General features: G+C 69.8%; 24 protein-coding genes. 10 read left to right on the top strand and 14 right to left on the bottom strand.

Annotation, left to right across the window (positions count from 1 at the left end; translation table 11 throughout):
* Window positions 1-141: 141 nt before the first annotated feature.
* The gene (locus ASD78_RS10655; RefSeq protein WP_056101167.1) at window positions 142-1,056 is read right to left on the bottom strand and encodes a hypothetical protein; all 915 of its coding nucleotides are present in this window, start codon (window positions 1,054-1,056) and stop codon (window positions 142-144) included.
* 140 nt (window positions 1,057-1,196) lie between these two features.
* Between ASD78_RS10655 and ASD78_RS10650 the strand changes: the two genes are divergently transcribed.
* From ASD78_RS10650 to ASD78_RS10635, 4 genes are all read left to right on the top strand, one after another.
* Window positions 1,197-2,474 carry an acetyl-CoA C-acetyltransferase gene (locus tag ASD78_RS10650; protein WP_055905204.1) on the top strand — a complete coding sequence of 426 codons (1,278 nt, stop codon included), beginning with the start codon at window positions 1,197-1,199 and terminating at the stop codon, window positions 2,472-2,474.
* A gap of 148 nt (window positions 2,475-2,622) precedes the next feature.
* On the top strand, window positions 2,623-3,129 hold the full coding sequence (locus tag ASD78_RS10645) for an O-acetyl-ADP-ribose deacetylase (RefSeq protein ID WP_056101163.1): 507 nt from the start codon (window positions 2,623-2,625) through the stop codon (window positions 3,127-3,129).
* Window positions 3,130-3,263: 134 nt separating this feature from the next.
* Window positions 3,264-3,824 (top strand): hypothetical protein, encoded by a 561-nt coding sequence (locus tag ASD78_RS10640; protein ID WP_056101160.1) that lies wholly within the window; start codon window positions 3,264-3,266, stop codon window positions 3,822-3,824.
* A gap of 179 nt (window positions 3,825-4,003) precedes the next feature.
* The gene (locus ASD78_RS10635; protein ID WP_056101157.1) at window positions 4,004-4,381 is read left to right on the top strand and encodes a hypothetical protein; all 378 of its coding nucleotides are present in this window, start codon (window positions 4,004-4,006) and stop codon (window positions 4,379-4,381) included.
* A gap of 40 nt (window positions 4,382-4,421) precedes the next feature.
* Here ASD78_RS10635 and ASD78_RS10630 read toward each other — a convergent pair whose 3' ends face one another.
* From ASD78_RS10630 to ASD78_RS10620, 3 genes are read right to left on the bottom strand one after another with little or no spacing between them, the layout of a single operon-like run.
* Entirely contained in the window at window positions 4,422-5,672 is a 1,251-nt protein-coding gene (locus ASD78_RS10630; RefSeq protein WP_056101153.1) for a heme biosynthesis HemY N-terminal domain-containing protein, read from the bottom strand.
* Between the two features lie 9 nt (window positions 5,673-5,681).
* Window positions 5,682-6,707: a uroporphyrinogen-III C-methyltransferase gene (locus ASD78_RS10625; RefSeq protein WP_082575553.1), complete on the bottom strand. Its 1,026-nt coding sequence runs from the start codon at window positions 6,705-6,707 to the stop codon at window positions 5,682-5,684.
* Between the two features lie 37 nt (window positions 6,708-6,744).
* On the bottom strand, window positions 6,745-7,524 hold the full coding sequence (locus ASD78_RS10620) for a uroporphyrinogen-III synthase (RefSeq protein ID WP_056101147.1): 780 nt from the start codon (window positions 7,522-7,524) through the stop codon (window positions 6,745-6,747).
* 65 nt (window positions 7,525-7,589) lie between these two features.
* Between ASD78_RS10620 and ASD78_RS10615 the strand changes: the two genes are divergently transcribed.
* The 6 genes from ASD78_RS10615 to ASD78_RS10590 all read left to right on the top strand — a co-directional run bounded on the left by ASD78_RS10615 (window position 7,590) and on the right by ASD78_RS10590 (window position 12,495).
* Complete coding sequence (locus tag ASD78_RS10615; protein WP_055905187.1) at window positions 7,590-8,048, top strand: YiiD C-terminal domain-containing protein; 459 nt, start codon at window positions 7,590-7,592, stop codon at window positions 8,046-8,048.
* Between the two features lie 74 nt (window positions 8,049-8,122).
* Entirely contained in the window at window positions 8,123-8,539 is a 417-nt protein-coding gene (locus tag ASD78_RS10610; RefSeq protein WP_082559768.1) for a hypothetical protein, read from the top strand.
* A 145-nt stretch (window positions 8,540-8,684) separates the two neighbouring features.
* Entirely contained in the window at window positions 8,685-9,122 is a 438-nt protein-coding gene (locus tag ASD78_RS10605; RefSeq protein ID WP_156087706.1) for a rhodanese-like domain-containing protein, read from the top strand.
* A 183-nt stretch (window positions 9,123-9,305) separates the two neighbouring features.
* Window positions 9,306-9,815, top strand: coding sequence for a protein-export chaperone SecB (gene secB / locus ASD78_RS10600; RefSeq protein WP_056101144.1), 510 nt, complete (start codon window positions 9,306-9,308; stop codon window positions 9,813-9,815).
* A gap of 25 nt (window positions 9,816-9,840) precedes the next feature.
* A complete protein-coding gene (locus ASD78_RS10595; RefSeq protein WP_055905181.1) occupies window positions 9,841-10,884 on the top strand; it encodes an NAD(P)H-dependent glycerol-3-phosphate dehydrogenase in 1,044 nt (347 codons plus the stop codon).
* Between the two features lie 72 nt (window positions 10,885-10,956).
* On the top strand, window positions 10,957-12,495 hold the full coding sequence (locus tag ASD78_RS10590) for a hypothetical protein (protein WP_056101141.1): 1,539 nt from the start codon (window positions 10,957-10,959) through the stop codon (window positions 12,493-12,495).
* A gap of 359 nt (window positions 12,496-12,854) precedes the next feature.
* Here the strand turns inward: ASD78_RS10590 and ASD78_RS10585 are convergent, their stop codons facing one another.
* The 10 genes from ASD78_RS10585 to ASD78_RS10540 form a co-directional block, all read right to left on the bottom strand.
* The gene (locus ASD78_RS10585; RefSeq protein WP_055905176.1) at window positions 12,855-13,457 is read right to left on the bottom strand and encodes an outer membrane beta-barrel protein; all 603 of its coding nucleotides are present in this window, start codon (window positions 13,455-13,457) and stop codon (window positions 12,855-12,857) included.
* A gap of 231 nt (window positions 13,458-13,688) precedes the next feature.
* Window positions 13,689-14,243, bottom strand: a complete 555-nt coding sequence (locus tag ASD78_RS10580) for an Ax21 family protein (protein ID WP_055905174.1) — start codon at window positions 14,241-14,243, stop codon at window positions 13,689-13,691.
* A gap of 404 nt (window positions 14,244-14,647) precedes the next feature.
* A complete protein-coding gene (locus ASD78_RS10575) occupies window positions 14,648-16,171 on the bottom strand; it encodes a glycosyltransferase family 87 protein (RefSeq protein ID WP_056101137.1) in 1,524 nt (507 codons plus the stop codon).
* 49 nt (window positions 16,172-16,220) lie between these two features.
* Entirely contained in the window at window positions 16,221-16,985 is a 765-nt protein-coding gene (locus tag ASD78_RS10570) for an HAD family hydrolase (RefSeq protein ID WP_055905167.1), read from the bottom strand.
* On the bottom strand, window positions 16,982-19,078 hold the full coding sequence (locus ASD78_RS10565) for a hypothetical protein (protein WP_082575552.1): 2,097 nt from the start codon (window positions 19,076-19,078) through the stop codon (window positions 16,982-16,984). The genes ASD78_RS10570 and ASD78_RS10565 overlap by 4 nt, the downstream gene beginning before the upstream one ends.
* Window positions 19,075-19,662, bottom strand: coding sequence for a phosphatidylinositol-specific phospholipase C/glycerophosphodiester phosphodiesterase family protein (locus ASD78_RS10560; protein ID WP_056101131.1), 588 nt, complete (start codon window positions 19,660-19,662; stop codon window positions 19,075-19,077). The genes ASD78_RS10565 and ASD78_RS10560 overlap by 4 nt, the downstream gene beginning before the upstream one ends.
* Entirely contained in the window at window positions 19,659-20,378 is a 720-nt protein-coding gene (locus ASD78_RS10555) for a glycosyltransferase family 2 protein (RefSeq protein WP_200944164.1), read from the bottom strand. Before ASD78_RS10555 ends, ASD78_RS10560 begins: the two co-directional genes overlap by 4 nt.
* Window positions 20,375-21,181 carry a class I SAM-dependent methyltransferase gene (locus ASD78_RS10550; RefSeq protein ID WP_200944163.1) on the bottom strand — a complete coding sequence of 269 codons (807 nt, stop codon included), beginning with the start codon at window positions 21,179-21,181 and terminating at the stop codon, window positions 20,375-20,377. Before ASD78_RS10550 ends, ASD78_RS10555 begins: the two co-directional genes overlap by 4 nt.
* A 38-nt stretch (window positions 21,182-21,219) precedes the next feature.
* Entirely contained in the window at window positions 21,220-22,878 is a 1,659-nt protein-coding gene (locus ASD78_RS10545; protein WP_056101128.1) for an NTP transferase domain-containing protein, read from the bottom strand.
* Window positions 22,879-22,915: 37 nt separating this feature from the next.
* Window positions 22,916-23,953: a class II aldolase/adducin family protein gene (locus ASD78_RS10540; RefSeq protein ID WP_056101125.1), complete on the bottom strand. Its 1,038-nt coding sequence runs from the start codon at window positions 23,951-23,953 to the stop codon at window positions 22,916-22,918.
* Between the last annotated feature and the right edge of the window lie 17 nt (window positions 23,954-23,970).

The raw sequence follows: 23,970 nt of genomic DNA, 5'->3' as shown, positions 1-23,970 counted from the left end.
CCACGCAATGCAGCGCAGCAACCACTCTCGTGTAGGAGCGGCGTAAGCCGCGATCGGCAACGGCGCGGCGGCGCGCAACCCGGTCTCGAAGACATCCCGGTCGCGGCTTACGCCGCTCCTACCCCACAGCGGGGGCTGCGGTCAGAGTTGCTCGCGCGCGTTCGCGCCGTCGTCGCAATGCACGAAGGTCGCCGGCACGCCATGCGCGCCCAGCACCGCGGCGAACTGGCGCAGGCGCGCTTCGAAGTGCTGGTAGCGGCGATTGAGCTGGGCGCGGCCGTCGTCGCTGTCGCAGGGCGCTTCGGGCGCGTAGCGCGCATGCCAGGCCGGCGGCGAGAACAGGGCGATGCGGGCTTCGCCGTCGGCGTAATGGACCAGCGGCTCGGGCGGCGCGTCCAGCCATTCCTCGCCGTCGGGCTGCAGCAGCGCGGTTTCCAGGATCGGCCACAGCGGCGCCAGGCCGGCATGCTCGTACTGCATGGCCATCATCGCGGCCAGGTCGTGCACGGTCAGGTAGCGCGCATGCTCGACCTGCAGGCCGAACGCCTCCTGCGCGGCCAGGGCGGTGTCGGCGCCGGCCATGCCGCGTTCGAGCAGGGTGCTTTCGAAGGCGTCGCCTACGCGCGCGGCGATGTCCGGGTCGCCGCCGAGCAGGAACGGCACCAGCCGCAGCGGGCCGCCGACGAAGTCGGGCGAGGGCGGCAGGGTGCCCGGCAGGCGGTCTTCGTGGGCGCCGAAGGCGACGATGCGGCCTTCGGATTCGCGTCGGCCGGGCGCGCGCGCGGCCAGCTGGTCGAGTTCGTGGTGCAGGGGCCAGCCCGGGCGCAGGACTTCGACCGGGTCGTAATGGGCGCCCACCACGACCAGTTCCAGCGCCGCGGCCTCGGGCGCGAACCCGGCCAGATCGCGCGCGATCAGGTCGGCCAGCGGCCCGATCTGGGCCTGGGGCAGGGCGTTGCGGGCCACGGCGGCGTCGCCCCGCAGCTCCAGCGCCAGGGCGCCGAGCACGTGCAGCGGGGCGGGAGGCGCTTGGCGGTGGCTGGCGTCTGAGGTCATGGTCGGGCTTGGATACGCTGGCGTTTGGTTGCGCGCGGAGGCGGCGCTACACTGCGCCATTATGCCCGCGATGATGTTGCGGGCCGTTTCACCCGCTCCGTCCGCCCTTCCCTGCCGTCCCGTCCAGCCGAGGTAATCCGATGCGTCCTGCCCGTCCCGTCGCCGTGCTCGGTGGCGTTCGCATTCCGTTCTGCCGCCAGAACACCGCCTACGCGGACGTCGGCAACCTCGGCATGTCGGTACGGACCCTCGGCGCCCTGGTCGAGAAGTTCGGCCTGCACGGACAGCAGCTGGGCGAGGTCGCGATGGGTGCGGTGATCAAGCACAGCAGCGACTGGAACCTGGGCCGCGAAGCCGCGCTGTCCTCGGGTCTGTCGCCGCTGACTCCGGGCATCACCCTGCAGCGCGCCTGCGGCACCTCGCTGGATTCGATCGTCGCGATCGGCAACAAGATCGCCGCCGGCCAGATCGAGGTCGGCATCGGCGGCGGCTCGGACACCACCTCCGACGTGCCGATCGTGTATGGCAAGCGCCTGCGCCGCCGTCTGCTGGAGGCCGCGCGCGCCAAGACCACCAAGGACAAGCTGGCCGCGTTCAAGGGCTTCCATTTCCGCGAACTCAAGCCCGAGTTCCCCGGCGTGGCCGAGCCGCGCACCGGCAAGAGCATGGGCGACCACTGCGAAGACATGGCCAAGGAGTGGAACATCTCGCGCGACTCGCAGGACGAGTGGGCGCTGTCCTCGCACCAGAAGCTGGCCGCGGCCTACGAGCGCGGTTTCTTCGAGGACCTGGTGGTCAGCTTCCGCGGCGTCTCGCGCGACAACGTCCTGCGCGCCGACAGCACCCTGGAAAAGCTGGCGACGCTGAAGCCGGCGTTCGACAAGACCTCCGGCCGCGGCACCCTGACCGCGGCCAACTCCACGCCGCTCACCGACGGCGCCGCGGCCTGCCTGCTGGCCTCGGAAGAATGGGCGCAAGCGCATAACCACGAGGTGCTGTGCTACCTGCGCGACGCGCAGGTGGCGGCGGTCGATTTCGTCCACGGCGAGGGCCTGCTGATGGCGCCGACCGTGGCGGTGCCGGAGATGCTCAAGCGCAACGGTCTGACGCTGCAGGATTTCGATTTCTACGAGATCCACGAAGCCTTCGCCGCGCAGGTGCTGTGCACGCTGCGGGCCTGGGAGAGCGAGGAATACTGCAAGAACCGTCTCGGCCTGGACGCGCCGCTGGGCCGGATCGATCCGGCCAAGATCAATCCCAACGGTTCTTCCCTGGCGGCCGGTCACCCGTTCGCCGCGACCGGTGCGCGCATCGTCGCCACCGCCGCCAAGGAACTGAAGCAACGCGGCGGCGGCCGCTGCCTGATCTCGATCTGCACCGCCGGCGGCATGGGCGTGGTGGCGATCCTGGAACGCTGACTGGTAGCGCTGAGCTTCCCGACCACGTATCCAACCTCCTGTGGGAGCGGCGTAAGCCGCGATCGGCGCCCGCCGCCATCGCGACTCACGCCGCTCCCACAGTGCTATCCGGCAAGCTGACGCGCAGACCCAACATGTCCGCATCGGCATGAACCTCGACGCCGTCCAGGCCAACATCGTCACCCTCGAGGTCGACGCCATCGTCAACGCCGCCAACAGCTCGCTGCTCGGCGGCGGCGGTGTCGACGGTGCGATCCACCGCGCCGCCGGCCCCGAGCTGGTTGCCGAATGCCGCCTACTCGGCGGTTGCCGCCCGGGCGAGGCCAAGCTCACCCGCGGCTACCGACTGCCGGCGCGCTACGTGATCCACACCGTCGGCCCGGTCTGGCGCGGCGGCGGCCACGGCGAGGCCGACATCCTGGCGGCCTGCTACCGCAACGCCCTGGCACTGGCCGGGCAGCATGCGCTGGCGTCGATCGCGTTCCCGGCGATCAGCACCGGCATCTACGGTTATCCGATCGAGGCTGCGAGCGAGCTCGCGATGGCGACCGTGCGCGAGACGCTGGCGACGATGGCGCAGGCGCCGCGGGTGATCTTCTGCTGCTATTCCGCCGCCGACCTGGCGGTGTATCGCCGAACCCTCGCATCGCGCTAGTCAACGCGAGGCGCGGGCCCGTATCCTGCCCATGGGCGCCGCGCGCCGCCGTGGGGACGGCGGGCGCGGAAGCAGCGTCCGCCGGCGAGGGCCTGCAGGGGCGCCGCCGCGCATCGACAGGCACAGGGGATCCGATGACCGCGTTCAATCCGTATCAGGCGCCCAAGGCGCCGCTGTATGTCGCGCCGACCCGGGTCGAGCTGGAGGGCGATTGCTGGCGCGACGGCGCGATGCTGGTGGTGCGTGCGGAGTGCAGGCTGCCGGAGCGCTGCATCAAGTGCAATGCGCCGGCGGCGACGCCGATCAAGCACCGCCGCTATTACTGGCACAACCCGGCGTGGTACCTGCTGATCCTGTTGAACCTGCTGATCTATCTGCTGGTGGCGGTGGCGGTGCGCAAGAACACGCGCGTCAGCGCCGGCTTGTGCGAGCGCCATATCCAGCGCCGCCGGCTCGGTCTGGGCGTGGCCTGGGGCGGCGTGTTCGCGGGCCTGGGCCTGATGTTCTACGGTGCCGGCAGCGAGCAAGGCTGGCTGATCGGCGTGGGCGTGATCGCACTCTTGGGTGCCTTGATTGGTGGCGTGGCGATGGCGCGGATCCTGGTGCCCAGCCACATCGGCCCGGTCTACACCCGCTTCAAGGGTTGCGGCAGCGAGTTCCTGGCGACCCTGCCGACATACATCGGCGGCCGCTGAAGCCCGACGCGGCCGCTGCGCCGCGATCCGGTCCGCATCGAAACCTACGCCGCGCCCGCGCGGCGGACCAAGCCCTGCGACGAACTGCGACTGCCGCCAGCGTTTGCGTCGCGCGCGCGGCCTTAGGCTGCGCTTGCCCGGATGGGCATACCCGCAACGTCACTGAAAAGGAGTTTTCGATGGCAAACGCAACCAAAGCGCTCGCGCTGCTCGGCTTCCTGGCGATGTCCGGATGGGCGGCGCGGGCGCAGGCGGAGGACCTCAAGATCGCCTGCTACGTCGACACGCCCGCGTTCGATCAGTACACCGAGGACGCTTGCGCCTCGTACTGGTTCAACGGGCCGGCCACGACCAGCGCGGTGTTCGAAGTGTTCGGCCAGGATGCAGGGGTGAGCTACACCTATCAGTGGTCGGTGACCGGCTGCTCGGCCAGCAACAAGTTCTGCATCGCCCAGGTTCGCGCGAACCGCGACAAGACCGTCAGCGTGGTGGTGACCAACAGCAGCACCGGCATCAGCCGTACCTTCACCGCGGTCGCCGAGTACTGGCGCGACTGAGGTCGGGCGATCGCGCCGCGTCCGCGCGGCGCGATCGTCGTCAGCCGCGTAGGCGCGGCATGCCGTGTTCGTCGCGTTCCTCGACCACGGCCTCGTCGAAAATCTTCTGCCGCAGATCGCGGCCCGGCAGTTCGCTGGCGGCTTCGCCGCGCGCGGCGCGCAGGGCGTTGGCGTAGCTCAGGCGCGCGCGCGCGTCGTCGCCGGCCTCGGCGAAGCCGTGGCCGAGTTCCTCCCAGGCGTCGCTGTTGGCGCCCTGGGCCAGGGCGCGGTGCAGATAGGCTTCGGCCTGCGGCCATTGGCCCTGGGCGCGGGCCAGCTGCGCCAGGGTGACCAGCAGCGCCGGGCTGGCCGGATGCGCGGACAGCCAGCGCTCGGCATTGCCGCGGCGCACGTCGAGGCGGCCGATCGGCAGACGCCCGTAGAGCGCGGCCAGGGATTCGTCCCAACGCGTGTCCAGGGCCTGCTCCAGGCTCTTGGCCGCGGCTTCTTCCCAACGCAGCGCGGCGGCGCGTTCGGCATAGGCGGCGACCGCGGCGGGCTCGCTCTTGAGCGGCTTGGGCAGCGCTTCCCAGCGGTCGGCCAGGACGTTGGCATCGGCGGCTTCGCGCAGCGCGGCTTCGGCCCACTGCGCTTCGAACCGGCCCAGGCGCTCGGCCGGATAAGCCTGTTGCTGACGCAGCGCGCCGAGCAGGCCGTAGGCCTCGCCGGCGCGGCCCAGCGCGGCCAGCGCGCGTGCGCGCAGGATCAGCCCACGCGGCGGCAGCGGCTGCGCGGCGGGCGCGTCGAGCGCGCTCAATGCGTCGTCGGCGCGGTCTTCGGCCAGCGCCAGTTCGGCCGCCGCCAGTGCGCGCGTGGTCGGGTACGTGTTGCCGAGCGCATCCAGGTGCTGCGCGCTCGCGCCGCCATCGCCGCGCGCGGCCGCGGCCTGGGCGGCGCCGACGTGCGCGATCGCGGCGACATCGTCGCTGCGGGCGGCCAGCGCCAGGGATTTCTCGGCACGCGACCAGTGGCCCTGATGCAGCGCATCCAGACCGTCGATCAGACGTGCGCGCGCCTGCTTCTTGCGGTGCCGGCGCACCGCCGCGAACGGCAGCGACAGCACCTTCCACGCCAGCCACAGACCGGCCAGCAGCGCGACCGTCATCAGGATCGCTTTAGGGACATTGGTGGTGTAGTCGTTGCCGCCGTAGCGCACCAGGACATAGCCCGGGTCCTGCACCAGCAGTTGCGCGACCAGCGCGCCGGCCAGGGCCAGGACGATCCAGAACAGCAGGTTGCGGAACAGATTCATCCGGCCTCCTCAGCGCGTGGTGCGCAACTGGCGCAGTTGCTGCAGTGTGCTGCCCAGGGTCGGAACCGACAGTGAAAGCGGCTGCGCGGCCAGCGATTTCAAGGCCTCGCGCTGACGCGCCTGCGCGGCCGAGGCCGGCGCCAGGCGCTGCAGCCAGCCGTCGGCGCGGGTCAGCGCAGAGCGGTAGCCGGCGTCGTCTCGACGCTCGGCGGCGGCGCGCGCGAGCGAGATTTCCAGCTGCAGCCCGGCCAGCGCCGCAGCGCGATCGGCCGGACGCAGCGCGACCGCGCCGTCGCTGGGCTGCACGTCGACGATGTTGCCGAACGCGCGTTGCCACCACGGCGCGCGCGGCGCGGTTTCCAGCGGATCGCGCACCGGCGCCAGGCTCAGGCCGCGCGCGAACGCGTCCAGCTGCGCCATCGCCCGCACCCGCGGGTCGATGCCGAGCGCGTCGAGCGCGGCGCGTTCCTGCATCAGGGTCTGGCGCAGGCTGAGATAGGCCGGGTCGTCGATGCCGTCGAGCACGCCGCCGGCCAGCGCGTAGGCGCGGCGCGCGCCGGCCAGGTCGCCGCCGATCTGCAGGCGTTGCTGGCCCAGGGTCAGCAGCAGTTCGGTTTCGTCCAGGCGCAGGGCCTGGGCGCCGTGGCGGTCGGGATCGGCGAGCTTGGAGACGCTGTCTTCGATCAGGCTCGCGCGGGTGCCGATGCCGTGCAGTTCGTCGCGCAGCACGCGGTTGGTCGTATCGGCCTGCTGCAGGCGGCGGTTCTGCGAGCGCTGGTCGTTGCGCAAGGCGTTGATGCGCTCGTCCAGCGCGTCCAGGCGCAGGTCGGCGTCGGCGACCGCGGCACGGTCGCGCGCTTCGACCAACTGCCATTGTTTCCAGGCGTACCAGCCGCCGCCGGCGAGCAGCGCCAGCAACAACAACCAGAGCCAGGCGGAGGAGGAACGGCGGGGGGCGGGGGCGGGCGAGGACACGTCGGGGTCGGGCCGGGTAGTGGGCGAGGCCGGGGCGGAAGGTTCGGGGGAGGCGCTCATGACACCGCCATGCTACCGGAAGGCCCGTCGCCGCAAGTCAGTTTCCCGGTCGGAGCAGCCGCTCCGGTGCGGCCGCCAGCAGCTGGTGCGGGCGCGGTCCGGCCGCGACCCGGACCTGGGCGAAGCCGAGTTCGCGCGCCAACGCGGCCAGGCGCTCGCTGGCGGCGAGCGCGGTGGCGCCGCGCAGGGCACGCGCGGCGTCGTCGGGCAGCACTTCGAGCGTGCGTTGCAGCGCCTCGCCGCTGGACAGCGCCAGCAGCGCGGGCGCATCCAATGCGCGCAGTCGCGCGATCGCGCGCGGCGCGGGCGCGATCGGTTCGCGTTCGTACACGTCGGCGCGCAGCACGCGCGCGCCGCGCGCCTGCAGCGCCGGGGTCAGCGCGCCGCGGCCGCCGGGCGCGGTGATCAGGCCGACGCTGCGGCCGTCGAGTTCGCACTCGTACAGCAGTGCGAGCAGGCCTTCGCTGTCCATCCGTTGCGGCGAGCGCACTTGCGCGATGCCGGCCCGGCGCAACGCCGCCGCGCTGCCGGCGCCGACCGCGAACCAGATGCGCCGGCCGTTGTCGCGCAGCGGCCGCAGGGCGTGCGCCGCGCGCACCGCGGCCGGACTGGTGAACACTGCGTACGGCGCGGCCAGCGCGGCCTCCAATGCGGCGCGCGACGCTTCATCGTCGAGCTTGCGCAAACGCCACGGCGACAGCGCAATCAATGCGCCACCGTATCTTTTCGCAGCTTGGCGTAAGGCCGAATGCGCACCGCTGGGACGCAACGAGATCACGTACCATCGCGGCGGTTGTGGCGGTGTGTGCGGACGCATGCCGGCAGCTTGGCACAGCCGCGCAACGCGCGGCAGCCGTCTTCCCTCCCCCTGCGCGATCCCCCATGAGCCTCGAAGAAGCCCTGCAACGCCTGCGTCATCACTACCAATCGATGCCGCCGGTGGCGGCGATGCAAATCAGCGTCGCCGACTACGACGGCCGGCGTCTGCGCCTGCACGCGCCGCTGAGCCAGCACGTCAACGACAAGGGTTGCGCGTTCGGCGGCAGCCTGGCCTCGATGATGACCCTGGCCTCCTGGGGACTGGTGTCGCTGGGCCTGGAGCAGGCCGGCATCGACGCCGACGTTTATGTGGCCGACAGCCAGATCCGCTACCTCGCCCCCCTGTTCGCCGACATCGACGTCGACGCCGAGCTGGCCACCGACGCCGACTGGAACACCTTCCTGAGCACGCTGCGCGAGCGCGGACGGGCCCGCACCGGTCTGGTGGCGCGGGTGCGCCTGCCCGAAGGCGGGGTCGCGACCGACTTCACCGCCCGGTATGTGGCCATCGCCCGCGGCTGAGGCGGCCGACACCAACTCGGGCCGCGGAACCGGCTAGCATGTCGGCCGACGCGGTCCCTTGCCGGAGACACCCGATGCGCCTGTTCAAAGTCCTGCTGCTGCTGTGCCTGTGCGCGGTCGCCGGCGGCGCCCTCGCCAGCAAGAAGACCAACGAGCTCGACAAGAACCAGTACGCCTGGTCCGGCGCGATCCGCTGGGGCGAGTTCGAGCAGGCCCAGAACCTGATCGACCCCCGGGTCCGCAAGGACCAGCCGGTCAGCGCGCTGCAACTGGAACGCTACAAGCAGGTCCAGATCTCCTCCTACCGCGACGTCGGCTCCAGCCTGGACAAGGAGCGCGGCCTGGCGGTGCGCGATATCGAGATCGGCGTGATCAACCGCCACACCCAGGCCGAGCGCACCATCCGCTACCGCGAGGAATGGCGCTGGGACGACATCGCCAAGACCTGGTGGCTGACCTCGGGCCTGCCGGACCTCTGGGACGGCATGTAAATCGCCCAGGGCCCGCCACGGCGGGTGAACCCGGCCCAGCTCCGACCCAGTCCGGCGCCCGCCGCGACCGGCCCGACCGAGCTTTTTTGCGCCGCCCGCCGCCCTGGGCGACAATCGCGCCCCCATCCGTCGTCCCCGTGATCCTGTGACCCTAGAAGAACTGCTTGCCTTCGGCAGCCGCCACATGTTCCTGTCGATGGGTCTGGTCGGCCTCACCGTTGCGCTGGTCTACACCGAAAGCGCGCGCCTGTTCCGCGGCTACAAGGCCCTGCGCCCGGCCGAGCTGACCGGGCTGATCAACCGCGAGAACGCGCTGGTGGTCGACTTGTCGGCGACCAACGATTTCGAGAAGGGCCACATCGCCGGCAGCCGTTCGGTCGCGCCCAGCCAGTTCGATCCCGAAAACAAGCTGCTGGCCAGCGCCAAGTCGCTGCCGGTGGTCATGGTCTGCCGCAACGGACAGGCTTCGGCCGATGCCGCCAAGCGCCTGAAGAAGGCCGGTTTCGAACAGGTCTATTGGCTCGACGGCGGCGTCCAGGCCTGGCAGGCGGCCGATCTGCCGCTGATCAAGGGCCGCGCCTGATCCGCCAGCCGATTGCTTCGGCTGACCACGGCCGAGCGCCGCCGCCGTAAGCGGCGGCCCTTGCGCCGGGCCGGAAACGCCCCCACGCCTGAACGCGGGACGCGCAATACCCGCATGCCATAATCGGCCTCTTTCCGCGGTTTCGACCGCACCACCAAACACTTACACCGCTGGAGTCATCCGATGTCCGAAGAAAACGTCAACGGCGCCGTCGCGCCGGTCGAAGCCGCCGGTCCGGCGTTCACGGTCGAAAAGATCTACGTGAAGGACGTCTCCTTCGAAGTCCCCGGCGCGCCGGCGGTGTTCAACGAGACCGCGCAGCCGCAGCTGCAGATGAACCTCAACCAGAGCGTGCAGCGCCTCAACGACGCCGCGTTCGAAGTCGTGCTGGGCATCACCCTGACCTGCAACGCCGGCGAMAAGCCGATGTACCTGGTCGAAGTGAAGCAGGCCGGCGTGTTCGGCCTGGCCGGTTTCGACGAGGCCACCCTGGACGGCATGCTCGGCACCCATTGCCCGAACGTGCTGTACCCGTACGCGCGCCAGCTGGTCAGCGACCTGATCCAGTCCGGCGGCTTCCCGCCGTTCTTCCTGCAGCCGATCAATTTCGACGCCCTGTACGCCGAAGGCCTGCGTCAGCGCGCCTCGCAGCAGGGCGGCCTGGCCGACGCGGAGACCGCGGGCAACGCCTGAGGGCCGCCCGCGATCGGACCACGGCATGGGCACGGACGCGAATTCCGGTGAGGCCGCGCTGCGCGTTGCGGTGTTGGGCGCGGGCTCCTGGGGCACCGCGCTCGCTGCCCTGATCGCGCGGCACGGTCATCCGACCGTGCTGTGGGGCCGCGACGCCGACGGCGTCGCGGCGATCCAGTCGCAACACGAAAACCCGCGTTACCTGCCGGGCATCGCCCTGCCGGAATCGCTGCACGCGACCGCCGACATGGCGGCCGCGCTGGCCGGCGCCGATCTGGTGCTGGTCGTCGTGCCTTCGCACGCTTTCGCCGAAACCCTGCGCGCGCTGGCGCCGCACCGTCCCGCGCAAGCGGGCGTGGCCTGGGCCACCAAGGGCTTCGAGCCCGGCAGCGGCCGTTTCCTGCACGAAGTCGCCGCCGAAGTGCTCGGCGACGCGGTGCCGTTGGCGGTGGTCACCGGCCCCTCGTTCGCCAAGGAAGTCGCGCAGGGCCTGCCGACCGCGCTAACCGTGCATTCCGACGATGCCGCTTTCGCGCGCACCGTCGCCGGTGTGCTGCACGGCCCGACCTTCCGCGCCTACACCGGCGACGACATGCTCGGTGCCGAACTCGGTGGCGCGATGAAGAACGTGCTCGCGGTCGCCACCGGCGTCGCCGACGGCATGCAGCTCGGCCTGAATGCGCGCGCCGGCCTGATCACCCGCGGCCTCAACGAGATGCTGCGCCTCAACCACGCCATCGGCGGCCAACCCGAAACCCTGATGGGCCTGGCCGGCCTCGGCGACCTGGTGCTGACCTGCACCGGCGACCTGTCGCGCAATCGCCGCCTGGGCCTGGCCCTGGGCCGCGGCCAGAGCATCGAAGCGGCGGTGCGCGAGATCGGCCAGGTGGTCGAGTCGGTGCAGACCGCCGACGAAGTCATGCGTCAGGCCCAGCGCCATGGCATCGAGCTGCCGATCTCCAGCGCGGTCCAGGCCGTGCTGCACGGCACGATCACCCCCGCCGACGGCCTGCGCCAGCTGCTCGCACGCGAGCAGAAGCCCGAATATCCGCACGAACTGTTCGGCTGAAGCCACGCGCGCCTTGGCGGCGCGCCGCGACGCGGCGACACTAGCGCGTCTTCCCGTCGAAACGGACTTCCGATGCGCGCGTTCCTCGCGGCCTGGCCGCTGTTGCTGTGTTCCCTGTGGTCTCCGCTCCCGGCCGCCGCTGCTGCGCCCGCTCCCTGCGGCGAATACGTGCCCGAGGACGAATACGCGCCCTTGCTGAGCTTCGCCGGCAATACGGTGATCGCGCACGACCGCGAGGGCTATCGCGACCCCGCCGCCTGGCGCTACCGCATCGATGGCGACACCCTGTCGATGCGCCGCGCCGACAGCGACCTGCTCGAAACCTATCGCATCGAAGCCGACGGCCGCCTGGTGCTGCAGGCCGACCGCATGCGCAGCGAGCCGGTGACCTATCGCCTGCGCGAGCCCGCGGTATGCGTGCCGACCGGTGGCGCGGGCGTCGCTCTCGCGCCCGCGGGCACGCCCGACAACCAGCAGAGCAAGCTCGCCTGCAAGGCCGGCGACGTGCAGTCCTGCGTGTCCGAGCTTGCGATGGATCGCGACACCCCGCAGGCGCAACGTGCGGCGCAGTTGGAAACCTATTGCCGCCGCGATGCCAGCCCCTACGCCTGCGACGAATGGGCCAAGGCGCTGAAGCCCGAGGATCCCGGCGCGCCGCTGTACCTGTTCCGCACCCAACCGGCCGCGCCGGCGGTGCTGGACGCCTTGCGCGTGGCTTGTCGCGATGCGCGCGCGCCCAACGCCTGCGAAGGCCTGGCCGAACAGGATTGGATCGCCGGCCGCTTCGCCGCCGCGCGCGAGACCCTGCGCTACGCCTGCCAGTGGAAGCTCTCGTCCGAGATGTGCAAGCCGCTGGCCGAGCTCAACGACGTCGCCCTGACCGACACCGCCGCGCGGCGCGCGCCGCGGCAACCCTGCGGCACCTACGCCAGCGCCAAGGGCGGCCTGTTCGATGTGTTCCGTTTCGGCGACGAGCACGGCGCCGCGATCGGCAACGAGGGCGAACTCGGCCTGCGCTACCGGCTGCGCGACGACCAGGTGCTGGTGCGCCACGACAAGGGCGACGACTTCGTGCTGCGCTGGCTGGACGACGACACCCTGCTCGGCATGGACGACTGGACCCGCTACACCGTCTTTCGCCGCGGCGTCGCCGCGCAATGCGCGCCGGTGAAGATGCCGATCGCGAGCGACCGCATGATCGAGACGCCCTACCGCGTCGACCATTGCGCGCTGACCGATCCGGGCGGCGCCGACGCCTGCTGCCGGCGCGGCTCGGCTTCGGCCTGCATGGGCGCCGGCCACATCGCCGCCATGAAAAACGACTGGGCGGGCGCGGCCGGCTACTACGACCGGGTCTGCGCGATGCACGTGCGCGAAGGCTGCGGCAACGTCGTCGCTGCGTACCACAACACCGGCGACGAAAAACTGCTGGCCGGCATCCGCAAGGTCTGCCACGACGAACCGCGCTCGGTCGCCTGCGAGGAACTCGAACTGGCCAACGCCGCCGCGGTCAACCAGAAGCAGCTGGAGCGCGAAGTCGAGCAATCCCTGCGCGAACTGCTGGAACGCCTGCCGACCGAAGAAGCAGGCGAGGCGCCCTCCGAAGAGTAGGTCGCACGCGGTCGCGAACCACCAGCCGCCCCTGCCTCGGTTGTTGTGGTTGCTTTGGGGTAGGGGCGGCATAAGCCGCGACCGCGAACAACGCCTGCCGGCGTAATTCCGCTCCGGCTCCACCCTCCGCCTTTTGCTTCCTGCTTCCTGGCCCCTGTGGGAGCGACGTAAGCCGCGATCGCGAACTCCGTCGTCCTGCGAAGGTTTCGATTCTCAGGTCAACGCCTCCCGCCCGCCACGCATGCAGATACGCCCCTTCGCCCCGGCCCGCGGCCCGATCGCCAACGCCCCCCCAAACCCCAGACAAGAAAAAGCCCGGCAAGCCGGGCTTTCTCCTGTCGTTCGACCGCTTCCGAGAATCAGAAGCTGGCGCGAGCGCCGAGCATGAACTGGGTGGTCTCGTCGATGAACTCGACTTCGCCCACGATGCCCCAGGTCTGGTTGAACTTGTACTGGCCGCCGAGGGTGCCGACGAAGTCGCCTTCGAAGTCGCCGCCGTCGATGTAGCCGGCCTTGACCCAGCCTTCCAGGTTGTCGGTCATTTCGCCGCGGATACCCAGGTTCAGCTTGCCGCCCTTGCCTTCGCCGCTGGCGTTATCGATGCTGATTTCCTGACGCAGGTACGACAGCTCGGCGGTGAAGTCGGCGCGGTCGCTGATGTCGGCGTGGTAGCCGAAACCGATTTCGGCGGTTTCGAAGTCGGTGTCGAAGCTGTTGACGAAACCGCTGACGCGGACGTCGTCCTGGGTCTTGCTGTAGCCGCCGAACACGGTGAAGTTCTCGCCCAGCTCAGCCGAACCGCGGATGTAGGCGCCGTCGAGCTCCGGGTCGAAACCCGACACGCCGGTGTCGACGTTGACGCGGGTGTAGCCGCCTTCGATGTAGGAGTAGCTCAGGCCTTCGGCCGAGGCGGCGAACGGGGCGGCGGCCAGCAGAGCGGCCAGCACGAATTGCTTCTTCATGAATTCTCGATCCTGATGTTTGGTTTGCGTCCATGCCGCGATGCGGCGGCGCGCAAGGTAACGAAAAATTCACATGGCCACAACTGCCAAAGGCAACACAGTTTTCGAAAACCCCGCCCAGGAGCCGAATCCACCGGTTCGGCGCAAAAAAAGAGCCCGGCCGGGGCCGGGCTCGATCGCGACGTTCGGGGGAGAGAGAGAAAGTTCGCGATTGGTGCGGGGTTGCTCGGCTTAGAAGCTGACGCGCGGGCCGACGAAGAACTGGGTGTCGCCATCGACGAACTTGACGTCGCCGTTCACGCCCCAGGTATCGTTGAACTTCACCAGAGCGCCGACGCGGCCGTAGAACTCGCCGTCGGACTTCTCGTAGTCCTCGTAGCCGGCCAGCGCATAGCCCTGGATGTTCGGGGTCAGCACGCCGTTGACGCCGGCTTCGACGCTGTAGCCGTTGAAGTCCAGGCCCTGGCCGGCGTCGAACTTCTCGTAGGCGACGCGGGTGAGCAGGTCGACGCGCGAGTTCAGCTCGTGGTTGTAGCCCAGGCCGACGCGCCACTGGTCGAAGTCGACGTTGGTGTTGTCGATCTCCTGCTTGCTGTAGCCGCCGAAGATGTGGAAGTTGTCGGCGATCGCGCCCGAGCCGTTCAGGGCCCAGCCGTCGGCGTCGCCGCCATCGGTATTGGTCTTGGCGTAACCGCCTTCGACGTAGGTGTAGGACACGCCCTCGGCCGCGGAGGCGGCGAACGGCAGGGCGGCCAGCAGGGTCAGGGCAAGCAAAGTGCGCTTCATAAGGTCTCAGCCTCTTATTGGTTTTGTCAGTCCGGACCGTGGCGCCTCGGGGTGGGGCGGCTCTGTGATCCGGATGGGGCGCAGTATCCAAGCGCCGATTCAATCGAAGCTGAATTTTGAACTTGGAAGTTTAGGAACTCTGGGGTTCGAGCACGGTCGCGCCGAAAGTCATGCTCGTTAAATGCTTGTAAACAAAGGATTTGCGTCCCGTAGGCCGACCAAAACGGCGGATGAATGTGCACTGGCAACGTTTTCAGTACACGCGTTCATGTGCCCGGAATGCGCTGAAAGCATGCGGGTGTTCGGCGCGCCGCCTCGTCGACGAGGTGCGCGCCTGCCTCGGCCCGACGGCATTCGAGCCGCCGGGCCTGGTCATCCAAAGTCGACAGCGCCGAGGCGTCGCCTCACCCCATCGACATCGTCGCCGTCGGCATCGGCGCCGCGCGCGGCACCGTCATCGCTTGCGGCCGCCGCAGCACCACCCACAGGCACAGGCCGATGGCGACGAACTGGCTGGCGGTGGACAGGGCCAGGCGGCCGCCGAGTCCGGGCAGGTCGATGCCGCCGAAGGGCAGCACCGCGCTCAGCGCCAGATAGGCGAGGGCGAGCAAGGCGATGCGCGGCGGAGTGAGGCGGGTGCCCGCGGCGATCAGCAGCCACAGCCAGATCGGCGCGAACAGGCCGTTGTGGTCGGGCACGAAGGGGCTGCGGTAGGCGGCCAGGGCGAGCAGGGCCAGCCAGGTCGAGACCAGTTCCAGCCGCGACATGGCCTGGGCGCGGCGTGCGGCCAGGATCGCCAGCGCGAACACCGCCAGCGTCCACACCCAGGAGATCGCCTTCTCCACCATCGGGGTCATGCCGGCCACGCCGAGCACGTCCAGCTTCAGCGCCAGCCCCGGCACCGAGTCGTTGATCGCGACCACCGGCTCCAGCCCATCCAGCCACAGGAACGACCAGGCCTCGCCGCTGAGGATGCGCGGGGCCTGGAACTGGAAGAAGGCTTCGTAGGGCTGGGTGCCCATCCACAGCAACGCGATCACGCTGTACAGCGCGGCGAAGCCGATCGTCCATGCGGCCTCGCGCCAGCGCCGCGCCGCCAGCAGATACAGCCCGAGCAGGCCTGGGAACAGCTTGAACACCGCGAAGCCGAGCAGCGCGCCGCCCAGCACCGGGCGCTCGCGCCAGAACAGCATCATCGCCAGCAGCGACATCGCGATCGCGGCGATCTGGAAGTTGCCCAGCTGCAGGGTCAGCAGCACCGGCGTGCTCAGCCACAGCGCCGGCATCAGCAGCGCGATGCGACGGCCGGCGTCGCCGCCGATCCAGCGCCCCAGCGCGAACACCGTCGCCGCCAGCAGCGCGCCTTCGGCCGCGAACCACAGCGCGCGCAATTCCAGGAAGCCGCCGCCGAGCGCGATGCCCGCGCGCGGCAGAATCAGGAACTGCGGCAGGTACAGGAAGTCGTCGAGCTTGAAGCGGCCTTCCATGCCGGTGTAGTGCTCGGGGTCGTAGAGATTCGCCACGCCCTGGCCGGCGAGCCCGGCCGCCTTCCACACGCCGGAGAAGCAGTTGTGGCGCACATAGAACTCGTCGAACCAGTACGCCGACGCCTGGGCCTGAGCGGGGTCGACCATGAACAAGGCCACGCCCGCGGTGCGCGCGATCGCAAGCAGCGCGACCAGCAGCCACAACGCGCTCAGCCATGGATGGGTATAACGCAGGCCGTCCCATTCGCGCGGCAGGCGCCGGGCGAAGCCGGGCGCCGCGATCGCGGCCAGCACCAGCGCGATCGCCAGCGCGACCGGCGGCGCATAGGCCACCGGTACGAACGCGGCCGCGGCCACCGCCGGCAGCATCGCCAGCAGCAGGGACAACAGGGCGGCGATGGTCCAGCGTTCGACCGAGATCCGATCCGCGTCTAGGGTCATGGCATGCAACTCCGTGTGAGGGCGCGGATCGAACGGCGGGGCAGCGTGCTCATTGCGGCCCCCAGCCTTCGACCTTGCCCGAGAACAGATAGCGGCTGAGTTCCTGGAAGTCGTCGAACACCAGGTCCGGCGCCGCTTCGCGGCCGTTGCCGTTGTGCGCGCGATCGACCCGCAACAAGGTGGTGATGCCGAAGCGGCGCGCGCCGGCGATGTCGCTGGCCGGGTCGTCGCCGATCATCCAGATCCGCTCTGGTTCGATCCCGAGCTTGTCGATCGCCAACTGGAACGGCGCTTCCTGCGGCTTGTCGGCACCGGCCTCTTCGGAGGTGACGACGTAGTCGAAGCAGTCGTCCAGGCCGAAGTAGATGATCTTGCGGAACTGGATCTGCGAGGTGAGGTCGGTGATGATCGCCGTGCCGATGCCGCGGCTGCGCAGCGCCATCAAGAACTCGCGTACGCCGGGGAACAGTTCGCAGTGCGCGAGGAAGGTGCGCCAGTAGGTCTGTTCCAGGTCCAGGGTAATGACCAGCTGGGTCTTGCGTCCCAGCAGCTCGATCCCGCGCTGGAAATACAGCAAGCGGCTGTGCGAACTGGCGGTGCGGCCCAGGCGTCGCTTGACCTCCTGGCGCGCCTGCGAAAAGGCCTGGCGTACGTCGCCGACCTCGCAGCCGAGCAGTCGCACCGCCTTCTCCTCCGCCGCCGCGGTCGCGCAGGCATGCGGATGACCGTAGGCGTAGAGCGTGTTGTCGGTGTCGAAGATGATCGCCTGCGGCGCGCGCAGGGCCGTGTCCGTGCTGTGGAAGTTCAGGCTCATTGGATGCGGTTCTTCAAGGCTTCTTCGGTTTGCACCAGGATCAGCAACTGCATGATCCCGCTCATGCCGTCCTCCCACTGAGGACGGACGTCCAGCATTTCCTGCAGGCCCGGCACCAGGGTGCGCGCGGCCAGGGCGATGTCTTCGGCGGCGACGTCGCCTTCGATGCTCATTTCCACTTCGCCGGAATCCTCCGACAGCTGCACGTCCAGGTGCAGGCCGCAGATGCCGATCAGGATCCGCGCCACGCGCTCGTGGTAGGTGCCGTTGCGGATCAGCGCGACCAGCTTCAGCCGCACCTGGTCGGGCGCCACGCCGTTGTCGAGTTGCTGCGGGTTCACCGGCTGCAGGCGCAGCACCAGGCTCGCGACCGCCTTCTGCGGATGGATGTAGCGCTGCGAGTCCGGCGCGCGCCGCTCCAGCGAACCGTTCACGGCCTTGAGGTCGTGGCCGCGCTGGTGCACATCGCGGTGGATCTTCCAGGCCCGGCGCAGGTTCTCGTCGACGTCCAGGAACACGCTGACGTCGTAGCGCCGGCGCAGGCGCGGAAAGTGCAGCGCGTGCAGGCCGGAGGCGATGACGACGTCGTTCTTGGCCAGCAGGGTCGGGCTTTCGAAGCGGCCGGCGGCGTGGTCGTAGCGACGGCAGACGATGGCCTTGCCGTCGATCAGGGCGAGCACGTCGTTGTTGAAGCGCTGCAGGTCGTTGGCGCGCGGGTTGAGGTGGGTCAGGCCCTGCCACATCGGCGCGTAGCGGTCCCAGATGTGGTAATCGTCGCCGGACACGTGCACCACCGAGTGATCGCCGAACACGCCGGCCAGGGCACGGCTGAGGGTGTCCTTGCCGGAGCCGGAATCGCCGGCGATGCCCACGGCCAACGGCTTCTGGGCGATGCGGTAGTAGTCGTTGCGGCCGACGCGTTCGCGCAGCATCTGCACGATCAGCACCAGGCCGGACGCGACCACCAGGGTCATCCACAGCGAGTGCACGTGCGGCGTGATGCGCGTCGCGACGGCGCCGATCGCAGGCCCCGGGTTCCAGTCCAGCAGCGGCGCGGTCGGGCCGGCGGAAATGAACACGTGCATCGCGATCAGCAGCAGCGAGAAACCGCCGGCGAGCACGTGCGCGCTGCGGTCGCCCTGCAACTGGTGCGCGACCAGGAACGGCACCAGCCACAGATACCAGCCCGGCGGCGCCGGCGTGCCCAGCACGACCAGGAAGAACGAAAGCCCGGTGCAGGCGATCAGCAGTTCGAAGCTGATCCGGCGGAAGCGCCAGGCGGCGTAGGCGGCGAGCAGATACAGCGTCGGAGTGAGATAGAGCTTGAGCTCCTCGCCCACCGGCAGGGCAAGGTCGAACACGCGGCCGAATTCGCGCGAGCCGAACACCATCGCGACGAAACCCGACGAAGCCAGCCAGGGCAGGGTCAGCAGCGTCGCCAGCGCCGCGCAGGCCAGCGCGAACGGCGGCAGCATCGCGCGCAGCCGCTTGTTGCGCCACAGGTAGATGCCGATGAAGGGCACGGCCAGCGCCATGCTGAGCTTGGCCGCCAGGGCCAGCCCCAGCGCGGCGCCGCTGGCGGCCGGGCGGTAGCGCCGGATCAGCAGCAGCGACAGCAGCAGCAAGGCGATCGGGACGATGTCGGTCTGCCCGTTCCAATAGGTCACGAACAACACGATCGGCGACCACCAGTACAGCCACAGCAGCAGGCGCGGACGGTCGCTGGGCAGCAGGCGCCGCAACAGCAGCAGGCTGGCCAGATCGGCGCCGAGCAGGCCCAGCCGGAAACCCACCCCGGTGAAATAGGCGCTGCCGCTGGCGGCGTCGGCGAGCCAGCCCAGCACGGTGCCGGGCAGGTGCGCGAGCAGCATCACCGGCCCGTAGGGATACGCCAGCGGACTGCCGCCGGCGGCGAGGAAACTCGACCACGGGTCCAGGCTGGGATGGGCGATGGCGTGATCGAGGAAGGGCACGAACCAGCGCTGCTGGATCGTCGGCACCAGCAGCGCGATCAGCAGCAGGCGCAGCAGCAATCCGGCGCGGAATTCGAAAGTCCGCAGCATCGGGTCCTGCCACAGTCGCGCGATCCTCATCGCCAAAGCGCGGTCTCCTTGGTGCAGACCGCATCGACCGCGATGCCTTCGCGGTCGAGCAGGGCGCGCATCGCGGCGATGCCCTCGGCGGCATCGCGGCCCTGCAGTTCGGGCGAAACCAGGCACAGGCGGAAACCGGCCTCGCGCAGGCGCTGGGCCTGGGCGCGGTCGAGCGGGAAGCGGGTGAAGCAGTCGACCCAGACCCAGTCGACCTTGCCGGCCAGGGCCAATGCGGTATCGATCGATTCGTACTCGGATACCCGCACCGCGCAGCGCGATTCGCCGCGCGCGGCGGTGCGCACCAGGAAGGGGAACGACTGGTCGAGGAAGAACCAGTCCTCGATGCCGCGCGCCCGCATCAGCGCGATCAGCCGATCCTCCAGGCCTTCCTCCTTGACGTTGAGGATCAGCAGACGATGGCGGTAGTCGCGCAGCCAGTCCTCGAAGTCCTCGCCGTCGGCGAAGGCGTCGTGGTGGACGATGATGACGTCGCCGCGGCTGCGCAGATCGAGCTCGATCCCGTACTCGGGCGAGGTCTCGCGCAGCTGTTCGCGGGTGTTGCGGCGGTGGCGGACGATGATCATGCGGGGTGCGAGAGGTCCTTGCGCAGGCGCAGGCTGAAACCCACGGTGCGGCGGATGAAGCGGGCCTTGGCCCGCCAGTTCACGTTCCAGTGCGAGCTGCCGTGGGCGCGTTCGCCGAAGCGCACCGGGAAGCGCAGCACCCGCAGTCCGCTGCGGCGCGCCTGGTAGTAGGCGTACAGGTCCAGCGAAAAATCCTGCGGCGGCGCCTGCCATCGCTCGAAGAAGGCGCGTGGGAACAGCGTCGGTTGGGCATTGATGTCCCACAGCGCGCGCCGCAGCAGCACGGTTTCGAACAGCGACATGCCGACGGTGAAGGCGACATCGGCCGCCGGCCGGCCGTGGCGGCGGCCTTTGACGAATACGGTCTGCGGATCGACGCCGTCGAACAGTTCCAGCCCGGTCAGGGCATCGGCCGGATCGGTCTGCATGTCGGCGTGGGTCCAGCCTACGATCAGGCCGCGCGCCGCGCGCAGGCCGGCGAGGATGCCGTGGCCGTAGCCCTGATTGCGCTCCACGCGCAGGCTGCGGATGCCGGCCACGCCGTCCAGCAAGCCAGCCAGCACGGCCGGGCTGTCGTCGGTCGAGCCGTTGTCGACCAGGATCGCTTCCACGTCCTCGCGCACGAAGGTCTCGCGCAGGCGCGCCACCAGCAACGGCAGGTTGCGGGCTTCGTTGTAGCAGGGGATCACCAGGGACAGGCGCAGGGACGTGCTCACGGCGTTTCGATCTTCCTCAGCACCACCGAGCGTCCCATCGCGAACACCGAGGGCAGCAGCTTGACCAGGGCGCGGTCGGTGGCGTCGATCAGCTTGAGCAGGAAGCGCGGCAGTTCGACCGTCTTGGCCTGCACCACCACGCCGCCGGACACCAGGAACACGAAGCATTCGTTGAGTTCGTTGCGCTCGATCGCCAGGCCCGGCAGGCGGCGCTGGAAGGCCGCCTCGTCGCGGAACAGCAACAGCGGAATCGCGCAGTTGGCCGACCAGGGGTCGCGCGGATCATTGGCGACCACGGTGTCGTCGAACACGTCGATGTCGTAGGACCAGCCCTCGTGGCGCATCGCGCGCAGCGCCAGGCGCAGCAGGAAGCAGGTGTTGAGGTCCTGGATCAGGATCAGGCCGCCAGGCGCGAGCTTGCGCTGCATGACCTCGAAGAAGCGCACCGGGTTGGGCAGGTGGTGGATCATGTGGCTGAACACCGCCACGTCGATCGAGCCGTCCGGGTAAGGCGGGTCCATCGCGTCGGCGACGTCGTCGATCCAGGGCCGCGCTTCGACGTCGGTGATGCGGAAGTTGTCGTGGCGGATGAATTCCTTGCTGAAGCCGGAGCCGGCGCCGAACTCGACCACGCGCTGGCCCGGCTTGAGGTAAGCGTTCATCCAGTCGTAGCGCTTGTGCAGCAGAAATTCGAGGTTGCGCGGGCGGTGCTGGAGGAAGAACTCGCGCGCCATCCCGACTTCACCCTCGCGTGTGAAACGGTTTTCCTCGTGCGTGGGGAAGTAGGTGCTAGGCAGGACCATGGGACGGCTCTCTGACGGTTGCGGACGGCGGGTGTGGCTCAGCATCGGAAACGCTCCGGCTCGCGCATGCGGTAGCGCTCGACCAGGGCCGGGCGCGCGGGTGCGGGCACGCGCGGGTCGTGTTCGATCCGGTACGGGTGCGCGTCCCACTTGTGGAAGCACGACTGCCAGTACTCGAAGGTGCGCAGGTCGTCGGGCGTGCCCCAGCACAGGTAGTGCGCGACCTCGAAGATGCGGCAGTTCAGGCCGGCGGCGACGGCGTCGTTGATGCAGCTGTCGACGTAGAACTCGCCGTTGACGCGGCCGTCGCGCGCGATCATCGCGTCCGCAGCGGCGGCGAAGTCGGCGGCGCGGCGGAAGGTGAAGCTGCCCAGCACGATCGGATCGTGGGCCGGGTCGGACAGGGGCTGCTTGACCGAGACCGAGAGCACCCGCCCGTCGACCTCGTCGACCCAGCCGTAGTGGGTGGGCCGGCGCGCCGCACCGGGATAGCCGCGCGCGACCCAGACGATCACGTCGACCTCTTCGTCGTCGAGCAGGGCCGACAACGCCTGCGCATCGAACACCGCGCCGTTGTCGCAGGCGCCGATGGTCAGCGGCTGGGTCGGGTCGAGGCCGTCCAGCCCGAGCAGGCAGGTGCGCGCCTGGCCGTCGGTGACCTGTTCCAGATCGACCAGGGCGCAGCCGGGGAAGCGCTGGCGCAGCGCCTCGGCGATGTGCGCGCCGCCGGGCAGGTCGCGGCGTTGCACGAACACGCGGCGCGAAGGCTCGGGCAGGTCGCGCGCGGCCTGCACCACCATCGGTTCGCCCGACACCGGAATCAGCGGTTTCGGCTCGCTGTAGCCCTCGTTGGCGAAACGCGAGCCCAGGCCGGCCATCGGCACCATCACCGCACCGCGCTGGCGCGGTGGCGGCTGGGTGCGCGCGGGTTCGGCCAGGCGCCGGAACGCATCGGACCAGTAGCGATACTCGGCCAGATCCTGCGGCGTGCCCCATTGCATGAAGTGGTTGAGCTCGTACACCGCGACGCAGCGGCCGTCTTCCAGCAGCGGCTTGTAGGCCAGGCTGACGTAGTGCTCGCCGCCGAGGCTGAGGTCCGGGCGCGCCATGGTGCGTTCGAACGCATCGCGCAGCAGCGCGCCGGACTTGAAGTAGTAGGTGCCGCTGGACGCGTATTCGCGCGTGGGCTGGTCGGTGTAGGGCTGCTTTTCCTGGATGTCGAGCACGCGCGCGCCGTCGCTGCGGACGTAGGCGTAGTTGGTCGAGCCCATCATGTGCGGATGGAAACCGGTGTAGCAGGGGATCGCGCCGTCGCAGCCGCTGTCCAGCGCGAACGCGCGGAAGTCGCGGTAGTCCCAGCCGCAGGCGAAGTCGCAGTAGTTGACGATGGTCGGCGCGTCCGGATCCAGCAGTTCCATCGCCTGCAGCACCGCATGCACCGGTCCGAGCTTGTGCGGCGCGATCCCGAGCACGCGCCCGGTCGGGCAGATCTGCGCCAACTGCTCGGCCATTCGGTATTCGGCGCGATCGAGGTGATCGCGATTGCATACGAACACGAAGTCGGTCTCGCCCGGGAACAGGTCGACCACGTGGGCGATGATCGGCTTGCCGTCGACTTCGATCAGCGGCTTGGGCACGCGGTAACCCGCGCGGCGGAAGCGCTCTCCGAAACCTGACATGGGTACGACGATCTGCATGGCTTCCTTCCGTGGCGTCGTGCGGGTCGTGAGGGGTTCAGTGCCCAGGCCGCGACAAGGCGCGGCGATAGGCTTCGGCTTCCCAATCCACCAAGGCGGCGACATCCTCATCGCCGAGGTAGACCAGGGTTTCGTCGCCGCTCAGGCGCAGCGCGACCAGAGCCAGGCACAGCAGCATCGCCTGCGCGCCGGGCGACAGGCCTGGCGCGACCAGCACGCCGGCGCCCGGCAGCAGCGCGAACGCGGGCGCGACGCCGCCGGCCGCGGTGGCGCGCGCGACCGCGTCGGACAAGGCGTCGTTGTCCTGCAGTACCGCCGCCCGCGCGCCCAGGAACACCGCGTGATCCGGATACAGCGCGCCGTCGCGCGCGATCGCCATCGCGATCGCATCGGTGGCCAGGGCGTGTACGCCGGCGTCGCTGGGCAGCTCCCAATTCAGGTCGTTGACTGCGTGCAGCCGCGCCGGATCGCCGGCCGTCGGCGCGCGCGCGGGCAGGCCCAGGCGACGCTCGACTTCGCCCAACAAGGCATCGGCGGCGGCGCAATCGTCGGCGCCGACGACCAGACCGTGGTTGGCCAGCACCAGAACGTCGGCTTCGCGTTCGGCCAGCACGTCCCGCACCGCTTGCGTGAGCGGATAGCCGGGGCGCCGGTACGGCACCCAGGCCCAGTTCAGGTCTTTCAACAGGGCCGACAGGCGCTCGCGTGCGTCCGCGCGCACCGCCCAGGCGATGGTGTTCACCGAATGCACGTGCGCGACCACCGGGTGCGGCAGCAGCGCATGCAGCGAGGTTTCGATCGAGGGCCGCAGCGCTTGCGGGTCGCCCAGCCGCGCCAATCGCGTTTCGCCGTCGGCGTGACGCAGCGCGGCGCGCACTTCGTCCAAGGGCAGCGGCACGAAGATGTCGCGCTCGCGCGCCTGCGCGAGCCAGGTGCCGGAGGCCTTGACCCATAGGGTTCCGTCGAATTTGACGGACGTGTTACCGCCCCCGCCCTGCACCAATAGCGGGTCGGCGCCGATGCGCGCCGACAGCGCATTCAGCGCGTCGAGAGCGGCGGTTGCGCGGCTCGTCACGGCCCCACCGGCGCTGC

It is taken from the genome of Lysobacter sp. Root667 (genome assembly GCF_001427715.1).
Classification (GTDB): Bacteria; Pseudomonadota; Gammaproteobacteria; order Xanthomonadales; family Xanthomonadaceae; genus Lysobacter.
The sequence above is the reverse complement of the archived record's forward strand: the minus strand, read 5'-3'. Positions and strand labels throughout refer to the sequence as shown.